Genomic DNA, 19,375 nt, shown 5'->3' with positions numbered 1-19,375 from the left:
AAACTCAATAATTGCGCCAGTGCAATTTTAAAGTCATTTTGACATACAAAGATAGGATTAATGTGCAAATATGCGGATGTGCAGGTGTGCAAATGATGTTAAATTCGCTAATCTGGCCGCTATATGACTTAATTACTTAGCCGTTCTATAATCCGCATATCGGCACATTCGCACATCTGCATATCAAAACACTATATTTGCCCGTATGAATATCCTGCTCCTTGGTTCGGGTGGAAGGGAAAGCGCCTTCGCCTGGAAAATTTCTCAAAGCCCAAAATGCGATAAGCTTTTTATAGCGCCCGGTAATGCCGGTACAGGCCAGTATGGCACTAATGTTAATTTAAAGGTTACCGATTTTGAAGGCATCAAAGCCCTGGTTTTGGCTAACGATATTAAAATGGTATTGGTTGGCCCCGAAGAACCACTGGTAAAAGGGATTCACGATTTTTTCCTGGCCGATGAGCAGCTGAAAAGCATCCCCGTTATTGGCCCGCAGCAGGAAGGCGCGCAATTAGAAGGCAGCAAAGATTATTCAAAAGCATTTATGCAACGCAATAATGTGCCAACCGCGGCATCGCGCACGTTTACCCGCGATACCCTGCAGGAAGGGTTTGACTACCTGGCCACAACAGGCCTGCCCGTTGTTTTAAAAGCCGACGGACTTGCAGCTGGGAAAGGTGTTTTAATATGCCTTACTTTAGAGGAGGCCCGCCAGGAGTTACTGGAGATGCTTACCGAAGCTAAATTTGGCGATGCCAGTTCTAAAGTGGTGATTGAACAATTTTTACAGGGAATTGAACTTTCGGTTTTTGTAATGACTGATGGTACCAACTACAAGATACTGCCCGAAGCCAAAGACTACAAACGTATTGGCGAAGGCGATACCGGTTTAAATACAGGTGGCATGGGTTCGGTTTCGCCGGTGCATTTTGCTGATGCCGCTTTTATGGAGAAGGTAGAGCAAAGGGTTATTATCCCTACTGTTGAGGGTTTGAAAAAAGAAGGCATCCCCTACAAAGGCTTTATTTTTATTGGATTAATGAATACCCACGGCGAGCCATGGGTTATTGAATATAACTGCCGCATGGGCGACCCGGAAACGGAAAGCGTTATGCCGCGTATCGAATCGGATTTTGTTGACTTGCTATTAGGCGTTGCCGAAGGTAATTTGAACGAAAAGGAGCTTGTCATCTCTAATAAAACTGCCGCAACTGTAGTTTGCGTTGCAGGCGGTTACCCCGGCGAATATCTGAAGGATAAAACCATCAGCGGGATTGAAAACGTACGCGATTCGCATGTGTTCCATGCAGGCACAACTTTGGTTGGCGAGGATATAAAAGCAGTTGGCGGCCGTGTGTTAGCTGTTACCAGCTTACAAGATAACATGTTTGATGCCCTGCAACAAGCAACCGCCGATGCCGCACGGATCTACTACGACGGCGTGTATTTCAGAAAAGATATAGGGTTCGACTTATTGTAAAAGTCATTGAGTCATTGTGCTGGCGCGTCATTGGGTCATTGCATAGTTTAATACAAAGCAAAAGGCGAGGTTGCAAATGCAATCTCGCCTTTTGTATTTAAAATCGAATGACTCACTGACTGCGCGTTAGCGTAATGACTCAATGACTCAAAAAATTATATCTTCCCGAACAATTCAGCCAGTTTGGCTTCCAGGTCATCGCCTCTTAGGTTTTTGCCGATGATCTTACCGTTAGGGTCTATCAAAAAGTTTTGAGGAATGCCACGTACCGCGTAAAGATCGGCAGCTTTGCTTTTCCAGAATTGCAGGTCGGACACCTGTGTCCAGGTAAGGCCGTCTTTATGGATAGCTTTTAACCATGCCTCTTTTGCGTTTGGCCTATCTAACGATACACCTAAAATGGTGAAGTTTTTAGTTTTATAAGCATTATATGCTTTAACTACGTTAGGGTTTTCGGCACGGCAAGGGCCGCACCATGATGCCCAAAAATCTATCAGTACATACTTACCACGGAATGAGGCAAGGCTAACCGTTTTACCGGCGGTATCCGCCTCGGCAAATTCAGGTGCTGTCGCGCCCAGGGCAACGGCCTTTAATTTAGGCATTAACGCTCCAAACTCTTTACCCGCTGCCGATGCTTTTATTGCCGGAGAAAGTGCGTTGTATAATGGCGCTATATCTACATAGTCGGCGCCATAAGCAAATGATTGCAATACGCTAAGGCTGATGTAAGAATCAGGATGTTCCTGAATGAACTTTTTATTGATGGCATTCTCCTGAGCCTCTATGGCTTTTTCGGCCAGCTTGTTTTGTTTAATATACTCCTCAGTTTTTTGTTCGGCCTCGGGGGTAGCCTTTTCTTTTGCTTCCATAGCGGCATAACCATCGTTAACAGGCTGCATGGCGGTGTGATAAACCTCGTTCTCGCGGTTTGCTTTTGTACCATCGGCCTTTGCTTTTGCAACAAGGTCGGCACCTGTTAGGGTGATAGTTCCCGGCTCTACATAAACAGATTTGTAATCGCGTGTGGTGTTCATGCCCGATCCTTTTTCGTTTATTAAAACGTAGGCTGGTGTAGGTGTCGCGCCTGCATCACCGGTAAATGTATATTCACCATTTTTTAAAACGGTTGAATCTATAACTGTCTTACCATCCTTACGGTATTGAAGGTAGGCTTTGGCCGGGGCGCTTGCTACGCCAACTTTACCCTGTATGGTAAACTTTGTATTCTGTGCAAAAGCCAGCACGGGCAAAAGCGCTATGGCGCTTAAAAGTATCTTTTTCATAATGAGTTGTCTATTTTTAAACGCCTAATATCAATTTAATAACTGATAAATCAAATCTTGCCCAGCAATTCTTCCAGTTTTTGATCAAGGTCATCGCCTCGGAGGCCTTTGGCAACAATTTTCCCCTGCGGGTCTATCAGGAAATTTTGGGGGATAGATTGCACACCGTATAATCTGGCTGCCAGGTTACTCCATCCATTCAGGTCAGATACCTGTGTCCAGGTCAGTCCGTCATTTTTGATAGCAGCCAACCAAGCCGGTTTATCCCCGGCTTTATCTAATGACACACCAAGTACTGTAAAGCCCTTACCTTTATATTTGTTGTACAGTTTTACAACGTTAGGGTTTTCCTGGCGACATGGGCCACACCACGATGCCCAAAAATCTACCAGCACATATTTACCACGGAAAGATGACAGCCGCACCGGTAAACCTTTGTCATCATTTTGTGAAAAATCTGGTGCGGTTGCGCCAATAGCGGTTAATTTTAACGCGTCGATAGCCATTTTTAACTGCTTACCCCCCTCAGAGTTTTTCAGATCGGCAGAAAGCAGGTTATATAATGGCTCAACATCGGCAGCATCCGGGGTTGGCCCGCTAACACTTGACAGTGCTAGTAAGCTGATATAGCTGGCTGGGTGTGTGGTAATAAAATTCTTCAGCACTGTTTTTTGTTCCTGCTGCAGTACCGTGTATTTAGCCTGTGTAGCATTCTGGAAAGCTGCTGAGCGTTGCTGCTCGGCAGATGCCTTTCTGGTTTCCTCCCTAATCTTTTGTGCTTTATCTATAATTAGCTTTAGCTGCGCTTTCAGGTTTTTATTATCGTCATTTATAGCCGAACCCGCAATATCAGCATTTGCTATAGAATCTTTCCCGGTAATGGTAAGGTTACCTTTCTCCAGGAAAAAGCTTAAGCCATCGGCTGTTTTTGAAGGGCCGCCATCCGGAAAGTTCTGATCTATATACTTTGCAAACCCCACATTTTTATGATCGATAAATAAGGATGCCATAACCGGATCCATTATTACGCCATCAAATTTAAACTCGCCGTTAACAATAGACGCGGAGTCTGTTACGCTATTAGCGCCCAGGTAATAAACTAAATAGGCTTTAGCCGGGCCGGTGATATTTGTTAGTTTACTTTTTACAGTAAAAGGCTGCGCGTTTTGGGCAAATGCAAATACCGGCAAAAAGGCCGCTATGATAAAAAAGAATTTCTTCATTTAAATTATTAGTAAAGTATCAATAACGTGTAAATGCCTAATGAATTGCCGATTAGTTTAATTTTTGGTAAGTGCGCCACCATAAGTCGGGCATTTCGCCGGATACGGCTGTTTTGTAATCTTCATAACGGCAGGGCACTAAATGGAAGCGTTCGTTTTTGGAGCCGCCGGTTGGGTATGGCACCTGCATCCACCAGCGATCGCTCTTTTTGCTTTTTACAAACACCAATTCGTGCTCATCATGCGTAAGGCTGGTTTTATAGATCAGGTACTGCGATTTGGGGTTGAGCGGAAAATCGCGCTTGCGGTTATAAAAGCCATCAATAAAATACCAGATCATTTGCGATAACAGCATGGCGGTTTGGCCATTGCTATCATAAGCCGGGTTAAATTCGTAGAAACCAATGGAAGTTAGTTTATCGTTAAAACCGGCATAGCGGCAAATCTGGCAGGCTTCTTCACCGTAAAAACCGTTTGGTTTGGCATTGGCATTCCCTACAGCGTCTGATGAGCGGATGGCGCCCATATCAAAGCTCACCATATTAGCATTGCGGATAATGGGCTCGGCCACTGCTATGTTTGAGGTTAGCTCGCCCAGTCGATGAACATCAAAATAAAGCTTATCCATCACCCGTAAACTATCCTGATTGGCGAAGTAGGTTTGATAACCCATATTGCTGTAATTGAACAGGTAATTAGGCTCATGTAGGAATACCTTGTTTAGGTACGATGCCGAGGTTGTTTCGATGGTTTCGTGCAGGCCATCCTCTTCCAGGTCAAACTGCGAATCTACCACCAGCAGGTCTACCTTTTGCTCCAGGGCTCCATAACCCAGGTACTGGGCGTAGGTCAGATCTTGCCCGCCGCCAATTATAAGGGGGATAATATCTTTCTTTATTAACTCTTCTACCACGGTTTTTAAGGCGTAATAGGTATCAACAACGGTTTCGCCGCGGGCAATGTTACCCAGGTCAACTATTTTAGTAGTATAGGCCCCCTCGTGCAATAAGTATAATTTTTCGCGTACATAATCGGGTCCTAAAGCACAGCCGGCGTTATTTATAGCATTGCGATCGTCAAGCACACCAATAATGGCGATATCCGTTTTTTGTTCCAGATCGGGGAAATCAACCGAATAATGCTCGATCTTATCGCCCAGCTGACTGGTAAAATATCCATTTTTTGGCGTGATCTTTTTAAGATCGATGGGGGTAAAAAAATCGGCTAAGGACATATGTTATAAATGTGCGAATATGCAGATGTGCAAATGTGCAGAAAAAAACGATTTGCAGATGTGCAAATATGCAGATGTGCAGATGTTTTTGTAAGGATGGTAACGCCTGCGGCATTTTTTCTATTTGCATATTTGCACATCTGCATATCCGCACATTATTTATCACATTTGCATATGATTTTAGTTACAGGTGCAACAGGTTTTTTAGGGGCCGAATTAGCAAAAGAACTTATCCTTCGCGGGAACAGTATCCGTTGCACCAAACGTGCATCGTCTACCATTCCCCAATTATTGGAGCCTTATGCTGCAAAAATTGAATGGGCTGATGCCGACCTGATGGATGCCTCCGCGCTGGAAGCAGCACTCGAAGATGTAACCCAAGTATATAACTGCGCCGCTTTTGTATCCTTAAAACAGGCGGATAAAGACCCCATGATACGCACCAACGTGCGGGGTACTGCCAATTTGGTCGACTTATGTAACGAAAAAGGCATTAGGTTGGTGCATACCAGTTCGGTAGCGGCAGTGGGCGAGGCTAAACCCGGCGAGTTGATCACCGAAAACCACCACCTGGATTCGTCGACAGAAACTGATGGTTATGCCATATCAAAACTGGAAAGCGAAATGGAGGTTTGGCGCGGGGTTGCCGAAGGCCTGGATGCCGTGATAGTGAACCCTACCATTATTATTGGGGCAAGCGCGGGTACTGCAGGCAGCGGACAAATATTTGAGACCGTACGCAAAGGCCTGAAGTTTTACACACGGGGCACTATTGGCTTTGTAGATGTGCAGGATGTAGCCAAATGCATGATAGCCCTGATGGAAAGCGATATTAGCGGCGAACGTTATATTATTAATGCCGAAAACCGTAACTACAAACAGCTTTTTGAAGAAATTGCCGGATGCATGGGCGTGCCCGCGCCAACCACATTAGCAAAAACATGGATGATGGAACTGGCCTGGCGTGGTGCATCTTTATTCGGTTTTTTAACCGACAAAGCACCTGCCCTTGATAAAATAAGCGCCCGTGCAGCATCTGTAACCCGGGAGTTTGATAACAATAAAATAAAAAAGGCTATCGGCTTTGAATTTAAGCCGGTGAGTGAGAGTATAAAGGAGATTTGCACAGCGTTGAAGCATTAGTTATTGCAGGTCGGTGAATTACTCACCCCGACATCGCTGCGCTGGTCGACTCTCTCTGCTGCGCAAAGAGGGTGGGGAAGGGATTTTTAGCCATCTTTCCGCCGCAGGCGAAGAGAGGGCGGTCGAGCGAAGCAATGACCGGGTGAGTTGACTAAACGCTATCCATTCAAATGTACCAGCAGGTTATTTGCCTCTCTATCCTCTTGCGCAAAGAGGTTGGGGAAATTCAATTCATTGCCGTCCCATTTATGGGACGGAATAGCAAGTATATTAAGGGCTTTAGCCAAACCTCCTTGATTTAGCTAAAGCCGGAAAAGTCTATCTGTTATCCGTTGGCTGAAGCCAACGGCAATGATTAAATGCTATGTCTACTTTCTCAACTTCAACAATACCACGTTCTCCACATGTTGGGTGTGCGGGAACATATCTACGGGTTGAATTTTTACGGTGTCGTATTTTTCTTTTAGTATCAGCAGATCGCGGGCCTGGGTGGCCGCGTTGCAGCTTACATAAACTATTTTATCGGCTTCAATTTCCATTAGGCGGGCAACAACATCGGCGTGCATACCGGCACGTGGCGGGTCGGTAATGATCACATCAGGTTTGCCGTGCTCTGCAACAAAATCGTGCACCAGCACATCTTTCATATCGCCTGCAAAAAATTTGGTGTTGGTGATATTGTTTATTTGTGAGTTTACCTTAGCATCCTCAATAGCCGACGGCACATATTCTACCCCTACTACTTCGCGCACATGGCCGGCTATAAAATTGGCTATGGTACCGGCGCCTGTGTAAAGGTCATAAACCAGTTCATCGCCGGTAAAACCTGCAAAATCGCGGGTTATTTCGTAAAGGCGCAGGGCCTGTATCGAGTTTGTTTGATAGAAAGATTTGGGACCAACCCTGAAACGAACTACGTTTCCATTTGCGGCAGGCATTTCTTCATGAATATATTCGGGGCCTTTCCAAGCTATAACTTCCTGATCAAAAATGGTATCGTTCATCTTTTGGTTTAAGATGTACAACAGCGAAGTTATGTTGGGGAAGGCAGCATCTACATAATTCATCAGCAGGTTTACCTGCTCTTCATCCGCGTGAGCGAAAACTACGATAACCATAATTTCGCCGGTTGACGAAGTACGAATGATCAGGTTACGCAAAGCGCCTGTATGCTGGCGAACATCATAATAGCTAATGCCATTTTCTTTGGCAAAAGCGTTGATGCTGTTACGCAGATCGTTTGATGGTTCGGCCTGTAAGTAGCAGTGGTTAATGTTCAGGATCTTATCAAAACGACCGGGGATGTGGAAACCCAGGGCATTCATATCAAGCGTTTCGTCTTCGCGGTTTTCGCCGTCGTACAGCCAGCGCTTGTTAGAGAAAGTATATTCCAGTTTGTTGCGGTAGTAGCGGTCGGCAGGTGATGGAACGATGGCGTCCATGTGCTCTACATCTATCTTGGCAATGCGGGTAAGCGCGTCGTGCACAGCTTTTTGTTTGAATTTTAGCTGCGCATCATAGGTCATGTGCTGCCACTTGCAGCCGCCGCAGGTACCAAAATGTTCGCAAAATGCATGTACGCGGTATTCTGATGGGGTAATAAGTTTAGTGATCTTAGCCTCACCGAAACTTTTTTTGCTGCGGTAAACCTCTACATCTGCAATATCGCCGGGAACGGCTTTCTCTATAAACAGCACAAAATCTTCGGCTTTGCCAACTCCTTTGCCTTCTTCGGCAATATCAATTACAGTAACGTTCTCAAAGAACTTAGGTTTTTTTGCAGATCTACTCATCAGGCTGCAAAGTTAAACGTAATTATTAATTTTTAGAAGGGTGCGTTTGGCTAAAGCCAATTTGGAAACTTTATAGATTCGTCCCTTAAAAGGGACGGCAATGAATATCGCTAATAATCAAAATCCCCCTCTTCTTTGAGCTTTTTTAAACTATAAATTTTTGTTTCAACGTCTTTACTATATTGTATCGAACTGATATATGTACTATCCGGCTTATCCGACAGCATATATCCTAATTTAGTAAGCTTTTCTATTTTTAAAGTGTCCCCTTTACAGGTTGTATTAATACGCTCATACTCGGTATCGTACAAACCTAAGTTAATTCTAAAGCTTGTAGAATCGGTTAAATAGAGCGCATTTAAACCACTGGTCATAAATCCTGAGAATGCATGATAATACTCTCTATACAATTTCACCGGGCAACCGTTATTGTGATTATATCTGTTTGCCGTTGTACTAAGTATATAATTTTTTTTACTTCGGTAGGTACAGGCGACTGCCATAACAGCAATTGCAAGGATGATTGTTTTTTTCATGTGATGGATTTAATTAATTAAATCCGTTTGGGTGGGTCGTATAGATCAAAGCAGCAAACTATTAAGCAAAAGTATTTCCAGCCCGCCTACTATTGTTGGCGAATAACAAGCAATGTTGCTCTATTCAGATAAACAAGTTCAGGATATCGTTCCAGAAGGTATCCGGTTCGGTATCTTCTTTATCAAATTGTTCATCTATCAGGTCCGAAAATTCTGCTAATTCCCTACTCATGACATAATATTTTACTATGCAAACATAGTATTTATTATACCAAAAACCAAAACGGTATTCTGAATTATTCTTTTCTTTAATCTACAATGACATTTACCTCTTCTCTAATTTCCAGTTTATAAAACAATGATCCCCCTGCAATGCAAACACAATTCGAGATTATTAAGTAAAAGGGTTCATTTAAGATCTCTAATACCCGAAAGAATACCGCAAAGGTGCCAAGCGTTAGCAGAACGCCTACTCCGGCTATTACTTGCTTGAGTAGCTTAAATGACGAAAAGCAAGTGATTATCCCTTTAATGATCAGGATAAAAAGCATCCATGTAAAAAAAGAAATTATGCCACCAAATATTACACAAGCTGCATATATTGTTATTTTCTCGGACACGAAATTCATGACACTTGAATAATTATTTTCACTTGTGAAGGAATCAACGATTATAAACATGACCGGGGCTAAACCTACGCTGGTTAGCCATACTTTTAAGCTATAAAGAATTGAATTTGTATTCATACTATAAGTTTAGGGCTGATGAATTTTAGTGTTCATATCTAAAGATTATGGACCTATGATCTGCAGGCGGGGCAGTTATGGCACTGATGGTTTTGTTGTACTTGTACTGCATTTTCTTCACATACATATCAAAGGTTACACCGCCAGCCATAAAAAGCTTTTTATGCGCATGCCATACCAACAGCGATGTAGCATGAAAGAAATGTTTGTACACCACTTTACGCCAGCTTTTAGAGAAGTTTGATTTCTCCTCAAATATGATAGCCAGCCGCTCTGTTTGAAAAGTAATGTGCGGGGCTTCGTCTATTAAAATATCCGTACAAATATCTTTCAGCAACCGACAATGAGTAGCATCTTTAAGGGCCTGATAAAAGATCTGGGCGGTGCTTTCTACTACTATAACCGCCAGCGTCCATAGTTCCATGCTGGTATTAAAGTAGCGCACCTTACGGAACAGCGTATCGCCCCAGTCCTTTTTTATCCTCTTTTGCCCTATTTTATCAATATACCTGCCCAGGTTATTGCCATGCTTCTGCTCTTCTTTTATAAAAAGCTTAACAGCATCCACATAATCGGGGTCGCCAAGGCGGTAGGCATAACGTGTTGATGCCGCTATCAGGTGTTCCCCTTCTGATGTTTCGCCCAGCTGCCAGGCCTGCAGCGATGGCAGTATGGCAGCGATCTCGTCCTGTGTAATGGTTGGCATTAAATTCCAGTTCACTCTTTTATGGCGGGCATTTGCCTGGAAATACCCTATCCAGTAATAACTTGTATGCATAGTTTTTTGATGTTTAGTTTTAAAACCGGCCGACGCTATGTGCCCCGGCCGGTAAGGTTTAGGTTGTTATTGTTTGTCCCAATTGATCTTACGGGAGAAATACATGAGCAAGCCTGTGATAATAAACAGTGCGATACTGCCTATCATTAATGCAAGATCTTCCAGCTGGATAATGACGAAAATAAAGATGTATATAACCGACAGGATGAGCGCGAACAAGATCGCGGCCCCTTTATTTTTTAGCAGGGAAGAAATGAAAACCGACACCAGCGCGATAGTAGCTACCGAGGCAATCAGGTAAGCCATGTTATAGCCAAGCTGTTCTGAGAACGACAGCAGCAGGGTATAATAAATGATCATGGCGGCGCCTATCAGGATATAGTTAAACGGATGGATCCTGTTTTTGCGGATCACCTCGGTAAGGAACAGCGATACAAACGTTAGTAATACAATGAGTATGGCATATTTACTGGTACGGGTAATTTTTTGATACTGATCAACAGGCAGGCGCAGCTTCACCCCAAATGATGCATCATCCTGTTTCTTTTCATCGTTAAGCAAATCATTATCAACCACCCATTGCTGCGGATAAGGGCGGTTGTAATAAAGCATACGCCATTTAGCGTTAAAGCCGCTGGTATCTATATGGCGGGTATCGGGCAGGTAACGGCCATCAAAACTTGGTGACGACCAATTACCGGCGACTTCAACATCGGTTGTTTTGCCTAAATGTAAAAAATGCAACTCCTGGCTACCCTTTAAATCGAGCGTGTAATCAAAGGTAAAAGCGCCGTTTGACACGTTTGATAAGTTTATATTGGCCTGCAGGCCGCTATTAAATAATGGATGCGCGTTAAACGAGGGCTCGGCAGTAAGCTGCTGACCGGCAGCATTTACCATAGGGTTATTTTTAAGCCCTTTCAGGTCTGATATACTAAACTCGAGCCGGGCCTTATCTAAGATCAGCTGTTCGGGCAATAACGACAGGCTTCCCAGGTCGGCTTTACTAAAGTTGCCGGTTAGTTTAATAGACGAGTTATAAACCACAGTTTCAAACATCCCCCTGTGCAGGCGCTCGGGTTTTACGTTTGCCTTTATCTTTAAATTTTCGGGCAGTATGTATAAGTTTTCAATTACGTCGCGCATGGCTTCTTTCTTATCAGCATCAATAAACTTTACCGTTTTGCGGTAAGGTATCACCAAAACAGGCCCCTTCACCATTTGACTGCCCGACCACGTATCGGCTATGCTTTTTACCATCTCATCCTGCCGGTTGGCACGCTCGCGGATAAGGTCGTCTATTAATGATGATGGTATAAGCAGCACCAATATTAAAAAGCCTATAAAAATTAATTTAACGGTGATCGATTCCTTGAACCAATTCATGATGCCTTTTAGGCCGGTTTGTTGTTCTTCTATCATTGTGAATTTAAAAGTACTTTGAATTACAAAGTAATTAGGCAAAAAAATATAGTTATAACGTTTTCTGATTTTTTATGATCTGCTCCAAGGCATCCAGGTGCTGTTTAAACGCTTGTTTGCCTTTAGCAGTAGCCTCGTAATTAGTGTTTGGCTTGCGGCCCAAAAATGATTTATGTACCATAATGTACTCCTCTTTCTCTAAAGCTTTAAGGTGCGATGCCAGGTTACCGTCTGATGCATCCAGCAGTTCTTTAAGCGAGTTAAAATCGTAGCGCTCGTTCACTACCAGCACACTCATTATTTGCAAACGCAGCCGGTTCTCAAACGCTTTATCAAGTTTTTCAAATGGAATCTTCACCGGTCGTATTTTATGTACATAATGCTGCCGTAAACAATGTGCAGTACTCCAAAGCCAATAGCCCAAAATAGCAGGCCATAACCCGGCAGTAATCCAGCCAGCAAACCTAAAAAAATATCGCAAATACCAAGGTAACGTACATCTTTAAAAGAAAAAATACTTGCGTTTACCAATGCCAGGCCGTAAAATATTAACGATGCCGAAGCTATAACGCCAAAATACCCGCGGTTTAATAAAACAAGCATTAAAGCCCCGCCTGTAAACAGCGGTACTGCCATATTAAACAAAAGCTGCCTGCTGGTATTGCCCCAAACCGGCTGGCCTTTCTTTTTTGCCTTGCGGATGGTAAGCACGATACCTGTTGCCACCGATGCGATGAGCACCGCCAGGGCAATCAATATTAAGGTGACTAACCTTTCAGGCGATCGGTCGACATTGGCCATCACATATTCGCGATAGCTAAAAAAGCCTCCGCTGCCATATATGATACTATAAGCAAGTGCCGCTCCAATAAGCGCGTAAACTCCCGCCAGCACACCACTAAGGCCGCTTAGCGAAATGAATTTTGAGGAGCGCTCCATCATACTGCGGATGGATGTTAGCTCGTCCTGTATTTCGTTTTCTTTCACTTAAAAGTACTTTGTTGTTCAAAGTAATGGAATAAAAGTTAGACTTCCAAAAAATATTTTCATTCATTAATATTTTATGGTTAATTACAGGCATGTTAACCCAGCTTTACTATGCAATCAGATATTGATAAGCTTATTGAACTGTTACAAGAAGAAAAACTCTTTATTGAACAATGCATTAAAGATAATATTGATGAATTTGAATATCTACATGCTCATATTCATACCAAGACTTTAACTAAATTAAATACACAGCTGCGAATCTTTAAGCAACTAAAAGACCCATTTTATAATAAGAAAATGGAATTAGAAATGCAACTGGAGATGTATAAACAGTTCAGAAAAGACAGTCCAGATATCGATCTGTATTATCAAAAAGTGATTGCTGAAGTTAATGACGAGTTAAAGAAACTTAATGAATCGAATGCTAAACCTCAATATGACGATCAAAAAGTAGATGATGCCATATTTAATATTCGTGCCGGGCGACACAACGGTTTTATCATTTATTTAAATGTTAAGGATAATCTTGGTTTCACATTTGAATTACTACAAACAGATATCTTAAGTATTTCAATCGATGTAAAAAGTGCATTAAATGTCGAGTACCTTTTTGAAGACGACGAAGACGAAAACCCTTTAAATAAATTCAGCGGTTTAGGATTTGGATTGAACCAAACAGGCAGTAAATTAGTTTACAAATACAATATGGAGTACTTCAAAGATGCTATTTCCATTAAAAGACTGTTATCAAGAGTAATATACGACATTTTTACTTATGCCGAACTGGATAAGCAAGCGAGCCTTGTGTATTTTTAAAATTTAATTGCTTAAACCTGCAATGCCGCCTTCACCAAATAAGGCAAGATCTCTTTCTGGAAGGATACAAAGTTTTTACGTACATCGCTATCGCTTACCGAGGTGAACGCGAAGCTGAACACAATGCTTTTGCTGCATTTAATGAGGAAACGGATGCGCTGCTGATAGGTTTCGTGCTTGCGGATGCCTGCCAGCTGGGTAAATGAATGCACCAGCAGTTCTTCCAGTTCGTTAGAAAGGTTCTTTAAAAAATCTTGTGAGTTGGTGCTTTCGCGGATAAAATCCCAGCCTATAAATTCGTTACAAACGGTGTAGGATAAGCGGCAGGTTTTCATGATCAGGTTGCTCAGGTGGGCTTCCTCGTCCATATCGGGCGTGTTGGTGTTGATCAGTTCGTCAACGCTCACCTTAATATAGTCCATCAGCAAAACATGCAAAAGGGCTTCCTTGCTATCAAAATACTTGTAGATGGTAGCTTTTGCAATTTTGGCGCGCTTGGCTATTTCGTTTACGCTGGTTTTGTGGTAACCGAATTTCCGGAACAGATCCTGCGCTGCCCGCTTAATACTATCTTTAATTTTATCGGCTTCCATTCATCAATTTGAAACAAATATCTCAAATTGTGACGTATTTACAACGTATGATCTAAGATATTTAGTAGCAGGGGCTTTAACAGGGCTACCATCTGTAAGTGAGAACTTTGCGCCGCTGCAAGGGTCGGTGGCGGTAAAGCCCGTATCATCAACCGTAATGGCACATAATTTTTCGGGCTGATAGCTGCTGCAACGGTCATAAGCGGTATAAGAGCCATCAACCTGGCGGTATATAATAATACCGGCAACACCAGCTCCAGGTACATAAGCATATCCCCCGGCGGCATTAAGCGTTGTATATCGTGGATCTGTTTTTACAATTTTAACGTTTACCGGCACATTTGGCACAACGCCTACGGTTTTACCGCAGCTAAAAAACAACATGCTAATAACAACCGGTGCCAGTATCTTCCTCATCTATGCAATATCTGTTGTAAACTGCTTTAAGAAACGTACGTCGTTTTCCGAGAATAAACGAAGGTCTTTTATCACATATTTTAAGTTGGTGATACGCTCGATACCCATACCAAAAGCAAAGCCGGTGTATTTCTTACTGTCGATACCGCAGTTTTCCAAAACGTTAGGGTCAACCATACCGCAACCCAATATTTCTACCCAACCGCTGTATTTACACATGTTACAGCCCGAGCCCTTGCAAATGGTACAAGAGATATCCATTTCGGCAGATGGCTCGGTGAACGGAAAGTACGACGGGCGGAAACGAACTTTGGTACCTTCGCCGTAAAGCTCCTGCACAAAGTGATACAGCGTTTGTTTCAGGTCAGAGAAAGATACGTTCTCGTCTACATACAAACCTTCTACCTGGTGGAAAAAACAATGCGCACGGGCAGATATCGCTTCGTTACGGTAAACACGGCCCGGCATAATAGCGCGGAACGGTGGTTTACCATTCTCCATCATCCTTACCTGTACCGATGAGGTGTGGGTGCGCAAAGCGATATCATCTTTACCTTCGCCCTTACGGATAAAGAAAGTATCCTGCATATCCCTTGCCGGGTGTTCTTCCGGGAAGTTCAGTGCCGAAAAGTTATGCCAGTCGTCTTCAATCTCCGGCCCTTCGGCAACTACGAAACCAAGGCGTTTAAAAATATCTATGATCTCGTTACGCACCAGCGATAGCGGGTGGCGCGAACCAATCTCAAACCCATCGCCCGGCAAAGTCAAATCGATATCCGATACCTTAGCCTGCGGACCAGCATCCAGACTTTCCTTTATCTCGTTATACCTGCCTTCGGCAAACTGCTTAAATTGGTTAAGTACTTTACCAAAGGTGCGTTTCTCTTCGGGGCCTACGGTTTTAAACTCCTCAAAAAGATCTTTTATTAAACCCTTAGTACCTAAAAATTTTATACGAAATGCTTCCAGTTCATCCGCTTTAGCGGCAGTGAAAGCTTTTATTTCGGCAGTATATTGATCTATTTTAGATTGCATTAGTATCTTTTATTCAAAAATTATAATTACAAATATAACAGGTAATTATTTAATCACCTCTAAAGCTTTACCCACCTTGGTAAACGCGGCAATGGCCTTGTCTAAATGCGCGGTATCATGCGCGGCCGAGATCTGCACACGGATACGTGCTTTTCCTTGTGGCACTACCGGGTAGTAAAAACCTATTACATAAATACCTTCTTCCAGCATTTTAGCGGCAAACTCCTGCGCCAGCTTGGCATCGTACAGCATAACCGGTACAATTGGGTGTACACCCGGCTTAATATCAAAACCCGCGGCTGTCATTTTTTCGCGGAAGTATTGGGTATTGCTTTCCAGCTTATCGCGCAGGTCGGTAGTTTCGCTTAGCATATCAAGCACTGCAATAGAAGCGCCGGTAATAGCCGGGGCCAAAGTGTTGCTGAACAAATATGGGCGCGAACGCTGACGCAGCATATCAATGATTTCTTTACGGCCCGATGTAAACCCACCAGATGCACCGCCTAATGCTTTACCTAATGTACCGGTAATGATATCTATTTTACCCATTACATTGTGGTGCTCGTGCGTACCGCGACCTGTTTTGCCCATAAAGCCACTGCAGTGGCTTTCATCTATCATTACCAAAGCATTGTATTGCTCGGCCAATGCGCAAATTTTATCCAGCTGGGCAATGGTACCGTCCATGGAAAATGCACCATCGGTAACAATAATACGATGGCGAAGATCTTGCGTGGCCTTTAGTTTCTCTTCCAGGTCGGCCATGTCATCATGCTTGTAGCGCTGGCGCTGGGCTTTGCACAAACGTACTCCATCAATGATAGAGGCATGGTTTAACTCGTCAGATATAATAGCATCCTGCTCGTTAAACAAAGGCTCGAACACACCGCCGTTGGCATCAAATGCTGCGGCGTAAAGTATGGTATCTTCGGTACCCAAAAATTCTGAGATCTTTTTCTCAAGCTCTTTATGTATATCCTGCGTACCGCAGATAAAACGTACAGACGATAAGCCGTAGCCATGTGTATCCATAGTTGCCTTGGCAGCTGCTATAACCTTTGGATGGGCCGATAAACCCAGATAGTTATTAGCGCAAAAGTTTATAACTTCTTTACCGCCTTGCACAGTAATATCGGCACCCTGCGGCGAAGTAATTATTCTTTCACGTTTATATAGTCCGGCACTTTCTATGTCGGCAAGCTCCTGTTGTAAAACCGGCTGTAGTGTTTTATACATAATAAATGAGTATTAAGGCCGCAAAATTAAACAATAACATGCAATTGAATGGTTATGTAAAACATTTAATATAAATTACGTATAGCAAACAAACATTTTGCAGCTAAATGGTATTAACCGTAAAAGCCCTATATGAGAAGATACTTACTTGCTATTTTATTCGTGCTAACAGTATTTACCGCTTCGGCACAACAATACACCTTGTCGGGCATTATTACGGGTCAAAAAAACGAGGCAGTTCCCTTTACATCTGTTTATATCCGTAATTCTACCTATGGCACTACTGCTAACGAAGAAGGTCATTATCAGTTTAAATTAAGCCCCGGCACCTACAATGTTACCTATCGCTTTACGGGTTATCAGGAGCTAACGGAAAACATTACTATCACTGACCATGACGAGGTGCATAATGTGCAGCTTCCGGATGAGATATTTAAGTTTAGCCGGATATCTGACAAATGGAAGCAAAACCTTGATCCCGGCGATACCATTATGCGCATGGTTATTAGTAGCCGTAAAGCACATTTAGAAGAAGCAGATAGTTATTCATGTTCGGTTTATATAAAAGGGGTACAAAGGTTATTAAGCTCTCCAAGATCATTAACAAGCGCAGCGGTCAGGAAAGCCTTAGATCTTGACTCTAATGGTCGCGGGATACTTTATCAATCGGAATTGCTCTCTACTTTTAACTTTAAAAGGCCAAATAGAGTAAAGGAGGTTACCATCGCATCAAAAGAAGCGGGTATAAATACCGCTTTCAGTTACAGTAAGGGGTCAGATCTGCAGGTAAATTTTTATAATGATGTAATAAAAATAAATGGCCTAAGCAGCCGTGGCTATGTTTCGCCTGTAGCATCAAACGCGTTTACGTTTTACAACTATAAATTAATTGGTACCAGTGTACAAAACGGCCGCACCATTGATAAAATAAAGGTAATTCCGCGGCGCGAAAACGGCCAGTATTTCCAGGGATATATTTATATAGTTGAGGGCGACTGGCGCATTTACAGCACAGATCTTTTGCTCACCAACAAAATGAACAGTCTTAACCTGGTTGATACGCTTAAAATAAGCCAGCAATATATACCCATTACCGATAGTGTTTGGATGCCGACGGCTGTGCAGCTTAGTTTTAGCGGATCGGTATTAGGGTTTAAGTTTGGGGGCTATTACCAGGGTATTTACAATAACTATAAAATAAACCCCAAGTTCCCCGAAGGCTTTTTTAACGGCGAAGTATTAAGGATAGATACAGCTGCCAATATTAAGCCCGAAAATTATTGGAGCGCAAATCGACCGGTACCCCTAACCCCGTTAGAAACCCGCGATTATCGAAAGAAAGACAGCATTGCCGCTTACAAAAAAACAGACCAGTATTTAGATTCGATACAACATACTAAAAACAACATTAACTACCCCGGTTATTTAATATTCGGGTACAGTGCCAGCAATCGCAGCGAAAAAGATTCACTTTATGTTTTCCCTTTTCTGCAAACGTTTTACTACAACACGGTAGAGGGCTTTGGTATAAATGCCAAGGTTCGTTATACCCACGTACTTGATGAACTGCATTCGTACAGCATTACCCCGGCCGTACGCTATGGCTTTGGCAATAAACTTTTTAGTGCCAACATACACAGTGAGTACCTGAACGATCCTTTCCATAACGCCAAATATTATGTAGATTTTGGTAGCGATGTACTCGATCTGAATAACGTGGGCACCCGCTCGTTATATTTTAATACCCTGAGTACATTATTATCAGAAAACAACTACGTAAAATATTACCGGTCGCAGTATGCCGGTTTTGGTTACCAGCGCGAACTATGGAATGGTATTTTGTGGATGGGCGGTTTAAATTATGCAAGCCGCAGTCAGTTATATAATACTTCTTTTGGCCATATCCGCGATGTAAAAAATAAGGAGTACACCTCTAACAACCCATTAGCCCCCCCGGGAACACCGGCTGATGACCATTCATTTTTGTTTCCGCAGAACCAGGCCTTAACATTTAAAACATCAATTAGCTTCTCGTTCGATCAGCAGTATATAACCAGGCCAACCGGTAAATTCAATTTACCATCAAAATATCCAACGCTTACCATTAACTATCGTAAGGGGATAAAGAGCGTATTGGGCTCTGATGTTGATTATGATTTTGCTTCGGCGGATATTTCTCAATCAAACATCAGGATAGGGCTAACCGGGTTTTCATCCTTTAAGTTAACCGGGGGCGATTACTTTAATAACAACACCCTGTATTACATGGATTATTACCACTATTTAGGTAACCAGGGTACCACCTTTGATCCTACCTATATTGGTAGTTTCCACTTCCTGCCTTTTTATACTTATAGCACAAACGGCGCTTTTTTTGAAGCCCACTATCAGCATAACTTTGCCGGGTCGATATTAAACAAGGTGCCATTTGTACGGAAATTAAAACTCGAAGAAGTAATAGGCGCCAACTATTTAACCACAAAAGGCAACCCAAATTACAGGGAGTTTTATGTGGGTGTACAGCGCTTAATTTTCCGGGTTGATTATGGTATTTCCTATGCGGGCAACAAAAAATACCTGCAGGGGTTCAGGATATTTTACGGAATTAGGTAGAGAGATTAGAGACTGGAGTTTAGAGATTAGTTAA

Annotated in this window: 18 protein-coding genes; 4 read left to right on the top strand and 14 right to left on the bottom strand. The window is 42.8% G+C overall.

Features of this window, described 5'->3' with window-relative positions:
* The first annotated feature begins 205 nt into the window (after positions 1 to 205).
* Entirely contained in the window at positions 206 to 1,480 is a 1,275-nt protein-coding gene (gene purD, locus NPE20_RS17310; RefSeq protein ID WP_256539943.1) for a phosphoribosylamine--glycine ligase, read from the top strand.
* A 155-nt stretch (positions 1,481 to 1,635) separates the two neighbouring features.
* On the opposite strand, the gene NPE20_RS17305 is transcribed toward purD, so the two are convergent.
* The 3 genes from NPE20_RS17305 to NPE20_RS17295 are packed head-to-tail and all read right to left on the bottom strand — an operon-like array spanning position 1,636 to position 5,223.
* Positions 1,636 to 2,766 carry a redoxin domain-containing protein gene (locus NPE20_RS17305; protein WP_256539942.1) on the bottom strand — a complete coding sequence of 377 codons (1,131 nt, stop codon included), beginning with the start codon at positions 2,764 to 2,766 and terminating at the stop codon, positions 1,636 to 1,638.
* Positions 2,767 to 2,816: 50 nt separating this feature from the next.
* Positions 2,817 to 3,989 (bottom strand): TlpA disulfide reductase family protein, encoded by a 1,173-nt coding sequence (locus tag NPE20_RS17300; protein WP_256539941.1) that lies wholly within the window; start codon positions 3,987 to 3,989, stop codon positions 2,817 to 2,819.
* A 52-nt stretch (positions 3,990 to 4,041) separates the two neighbouring features.
* Entirely contained in the window at positions 4,042 to 5,223 is a 1,182-nt protein-coding gene (locus NPE20_RS17295) for a formimidoylglutamase (protein WP_256539940.1), read from the bottom strand.
* Positions 5,224 to 5,397: 174 nt separating this feature from the next.
* Here NPE20_RS17295 and NPE20_RS17290 point away from each other — a divergent pair, with 174 nt between their 5' ends.
* Positions 5,398 to 6,366 (top strand): NAD-dependent epimerase/dehydratase family protein, encoded by a 969-nt coding sequence (locus tag NPE20_RS17290; protein ID WP_256539939.1) that lies wholly within the window; start codon positions 5,398 to 5,400, stop codon positions 6,364 to 6,366.
* A gap of 368 nt (positions 6,367 to 6,734) precedes the next feature.
* Here the strand turns inward: NPE20_RS17290 and rlmD are convergent, their stop codons facing one another.
* The 7 genes from rlmD to NPE20_RS17255 all read right to left on the bottom strand — a co-directional run bounded on the left by rlmD (position 6,735) and on the right by NPE20_RS17255 (position 12,628).
* Entirely contained in the window at positions 6,735 to 8,159 is a 1,425-nt protein-coding gene (gene rlmD / locus NPE20_RS17285) for a 23S rRNA (uracil(1939)-C(5))-methyltransferase RlmD (RefSeq protein WP_256539938.1), read from the bottom strand.
* Between the two features lie 110 nt (positions 8,160 to 8,269).
* Positions 8,270 to 8,695, bottom strand: coding sequence for a hypothetical protein (locus tag NPE20_RS17280; RefSeq protein WP_256539937.1), 426 nt, complete (start codon positions 8,693 to 8,695; stop codon positions 8,270 to 8,272).
* Between the two features lie 308 nt (positions 8,696 to 9,003).
* Entirely contained in the window at positions 9,004 to 9,441 is a 438-nt protein-coding gene (locus NPE20_RS17275; RefSeq protein ID WP_256539936.1) for a hypothetical protein, read from the bottom strand.
* A 25-nt stretch (positions 9,442 to 9,466) separates the two neighbouring features.
* Positions 9,467 to 10,219, bottom strand: coding sequence for a ferritin-like domain-containing protein (locus tag NPE20_RS17270; protein ID WP_256539935.1), 753 nt, complete (start codon positions 10,217 to 10,219; stop codon positions 9,467 to 9,469).
* Positions 10,220 to 10,285: 66 nt separating this feature from the next.
* On the bottom strand, positions 10,286 to 11,641 hold the full coding sequence (gene creD, locus NPE20_RS17265; RefSeq protein ID WP_256539934.1) for a cell envelope integrity protein CreD: 1,356 nt from the start codon (positions 11,639 to 11,641) through the stop codon (positions 10,286 to 10,288).
* Between the two features lie 52 nt (positions 11,642 to 11,693).
* On the bottom strand, positions 11,694 to 11,999 hold the full coding sequence (locus NPE20_RS17260) for a winged helix-turn-helix domain-containing protein (protein WP_229704710.1): 306 nt from the start codon (positions 11,997 to 11,999) through the stop codon (positions 11,694 to 11,696).
* Positions 11,996 to 12,628: a hypothetical protein gene (locus tag NPE20_RS17255; protein WP_256539933.1), complete on the bottom strand. Its 633-nt coding sequence runs from the start codon at positions 12,626 to 12,628 to the stop codon at positions 11,996 to 11,998. The genes NPE20_RS17260 and NPE20_RS17255 overlap by 4 nt, the downstream gene beginning before the upstream one ends.
* A 111-nt stretch (positions 12,629 to 12,739) precedes the next feature.
* Between NPE20_RS17255 and NPE20_RS17250 the strand changes: the two genes are divergently transcribed.
* Complete coding sequence (locus NPE20_RS17250) at positions 12,740 to 13,447, top strand: hypothetical protein (protein WP_256539932.1); 708 nt, start codon at positions 12,740 to 12,742, stop codon at positions 13,445 to 13,447.
* Positions 13,448 to 13,458: 11 nt separating this feature from the next.
* On the opposite strand, the gene NPE20_RS17245 is transcribed toward NPE20_RS17250, so the two are convergent.
* From NPE20_RS17245 to kbl, 4 genes are read right to left on the bottom strand one after another with little or no spacing between them, the layout of a single operon-like run.
* Entirely contained in the window at positions 13,459 to 14,040 is a 582-nt protein-coding gene (locus tag NPE20_RS17245) for a TetR/AcrR family transcriptional regulator (RefSeq protein ID WP_256539931.1), read from the bottom strand.
* Between the two features lie 3 nt (positions 14,041 to 14,043).
* The gene (locus tag NPE20_RS17240; RefSeq protein WP_256539930.1) at positions 14,044 to 14,457 is read right to left on the bottom strand and encodes a Rieske (2Fe-2S) protein; all 414 of its coding nucleotides are present in this window, start codon (positions 14,455 to 14,457) and stop codon (positions 14,044 to 14,046) included.
* Positions 14,458 to 15,492, bottom strand: coding sequence for a phenylalanine--tRNA ligase subunit alpha (gene pheS, locus NPE20_RS17235; protein ID WP_256539929.1), 1,035 nt, complete (start codon positions 15,490 to 15,492; stop codon positions 14,458 to 14,460).
* Between the two features lie 45 nt (positions 15,493 to 15,537).
* Complete coding sequence (kbl, locus tag NPE20_RS17230) at positions 15,538 to 16,728, bottom strand: glycine C-acetyltransferase (RefSeq protein WP_256539928.1); 1,191 nt, start codon at positions 16,726 to 16,728, stop codon at positions 15,538 to 15,540.
* A gap of 132 nt (positions 16,729 to 16,860) precedes the next feature.
* Between kbl and NPE20_RS17225 the strand changes: the two genes are divergently transcribed.
* On the top strand, positions 16,861 to 19,341 hold the full coding sequence (locus NPE20_RS17225) for a DUF5686 family protein (RefSeq protein WP_256539927.1): 2,481 nt from the start codon (positions 16,861 to 16,863) through the stop codon (positions 19,339 to 19,341).
* Positions 19,342 to 19,375 lie beyond the last annotated feature (34 nt).

Source organism: Mucilaginibacter aquariorum, assembly GCF_024498135.1.
GTDB lineage: Bacteria > Bacteroidota > Bacteroidia > Sphingobacteriales > Sphingobacteriaceae > Mucilaginibacter > Mucilaginibacter aquariorum.
Note: the sequence above shows the minus strand (reverse complement) of the source record. Positions and strands in the feature narration are given on the sequence as shown.

Coding starts and splice junctions, on each gene's coding strand:
- purD (WP_256539943.1), top strand. CDS start 206: ATGAATATCCTGCTCCTTGGTTCGGGTGGAAGGGAAAGCGCCTTCGCC.
- NPE20_RS17305 (WP_256539942.1), bottom strand. CDS start 2,766: ATGAAAAAGATACTTTTAAGCGCCATAGCGCTTTTGCCCGTGCTGGCT.
- NPE20_RS17300 (WP_256539941.1), bottom strand. CDS start 3,989: ATGAAGAAATTCTTTTTTATCATAGCGGCCTTTTTGCCGGTATTTGCA.
- NPE20_RS17295 (WP_256539940.1), bottom strand. CDS start 5,223: ATGTCCTTAGCCGATTTTTTTACCCCCATCGATCTTAAAAAGATCACG.
- NPE20_RS17290 (WP_256539939.1), top strand. CDS start 5,398: ATGATTTTAGTTACAGGTGCAACAGGTTTTTTAGGGGCCGAATTAGCA.
- rlmD (WP_256539938.1), bottom strand. CDS start 8,159: ATGAGTAGATCTGCAAAAAAACCTAAGTTCTTTGAGAACGTTACTGTA.
- NPE20_RS17280 (WP_256539937.1), bottom strand. CDS start 8,695: ATGAAAAAAACAATCATCCTTGCAATTGCTGTTATGGCAGTCGCCTGT.
- NPE20_RS17275 (WP_256539936.1), bottom strand. CDS start 9,441: ATGAATACAAATTCAATTCTTTATAGCTTAAAAGTATGGCTAACCAGC.
- NPE20_RS17270 (WP_256539935.1), bottom strand. CDS start 10,219: ATGCATACAAGTTATTACTGGATAGGGTATTTCCAGGCAAATGCCCGC.
- creD (WP_256539934.1), bottom strand. CDS start 11,641: ATGATAGAAGAACAACAAACCGGCCTAAAAGGCATCATGAATTGGTTC.
- NPE20_RS17250 (WP_256539932.1), top strand. CDS start 12,740: ATGCAATCAGATATTGATAAGCTTATTGAACTGTTACAAGAAGAAAAA.
- NPE20_RS17245 (WP_256539931.1), bottom strand. CDS start 14,040: ATGGAAGCCGATAAAATTAAAGATAGTATTAAGCGGGCAGCGCAGGAT.
- NPE20_RS17240 (WP_256539930.1), bottom strand. CDS start 14,457: ATGAGGAAGATACTGGCACCGGTTGTTATTAGCATGTTGTTTTTTAGC.
- pheS (WP_256539929.1), bottom strand. CDS start 15,492: ATGCAATCTAAAATAGATCAATATACTGCCGAAATAAAAGCTTTCACT.
- kbl (WP_256539928.1), bottom strand. CDS start 16,728: ATGTATAAAACACTACAGCCGGTTTTACAACAGGAGCTTGCCGACATA.
- NPE20_RS17225 (WP_256539927.1), top strand. CDS start 16,861: ATGAGAAGATACTTACTTGCTATTTTATTCGTGCTAACAGTATTTACC.